Source organism: Variovorax sp. GW821-FHT09B01, from assembly GCF_059418345.1.
In genome coordinates this window covers 1-823 of record NZ_JBWKPQ010000063.1, presented here as the reverse complement: position 1 = coordinate 823, position 823 = coordinate 1, and the positions used below count along the sequence as shown (strand labels likewise).

Annotated in this window: 2 protein-coding genes; both read right to left on the bottom strand. The window is 64.6% G+C overall.

Annotation, left to right across the window (positions count from 1 at the left end):
- Window positions 1-52: 52 nt before the first annotated feature.
- Window positions 53-388 carry an IS66 family insertion sequence element accessory protein TnpB gene (gene tnpB, locus AC07RV_RS45835; protein ID WP_431512396.1) on the bottom strand — a complete coding sequence of 112 codons (336 nt, stop codon included), beginning with the start codon at window positions 386-388 and terminating at the stop codon, window positions 53-55.
- The gene (locus tag AC07RV_RS45830) at window positions 385-765 is read right to left on the bottom strand and encodes a transposase (protein WP_431512397.1); all 381 of its coding nucleotides are present in this window, start codon (window positions 763-765) and stop codon (window positions 385-387) included. The genes tnpB and AC07RV_RS45830 overlap by 4 nt, the downstream gene beginning before the upstream one ends.
- Window positions 766-823: the final 58 nt, after the last annotated feature.

The following is an 823-nucleotide window of genomic DNA, read 5'->3' as shown; positions in this document are numbered from 1 at the left end:
CCGAGCGCACGAATGTCATCGGCGTTTGCAGCAATTGCACCGCCGCCTGCGATCACACCACGGTGATGACGCCCGCTGCACCGACACGCTGCCAGGGCAGTCCAAGCACGAGTGCGTCAAGCTGCTCACGCGTCATAGCCATCTGCGTGCCCAGACTTGCGTTAGCCCAGAGGAAGCGGCCGTGGTGCAGCCGACGGGCACACAGCCAGATGCCGATGCCGTCGTGGACGAGGACCTTCATGCGGTTGGCCCGCCGATTGGCGAACAGGTACGCATGGTTCGGATGTGCGGCACCGAACACCTTCACGACACGCGCCAGCGCCGTCTCGGTGCCAGCACGCATGTCGATCGGCTCGGTGGCCAGCCACACCGCATCGATGCGGATCAACGCAGCCACTCGCGCAGCCAGGCTGCGCACGACGAGGCCGACTCCACTGGCCAGTGCACCACCGCAGTGGCGCTGCCTCTCTTAAGCTCGATGCGGATGTCGCGAATCGGCCTCTCGGCTTCGGGCTGCACATCGAGCGCGACAAAGGCTGGCGCCGGCAACTTGGGAACCTCAAGCGCCTTCGGCGCCGCTGCCTTGCGATCGTCGGCGCGCCACCTGTGCACCACGTTCGCGTTCAGGTTGTACAGCCTCGCGATCGCCGCAGCAGACGCATCCGGTTGGCGGCATGCCTCCAGAACCTCCGCCTTGAATCTCGCGCTGTGCTTGCGACGGGTGGCCCGCTTAACCACCCCATCTATTGCGTCCACATCATTCATCGCGGACACGATGCCTGCCGACTCTCAGGCTATCAAGATGACTTCACTGCGTGCTTAC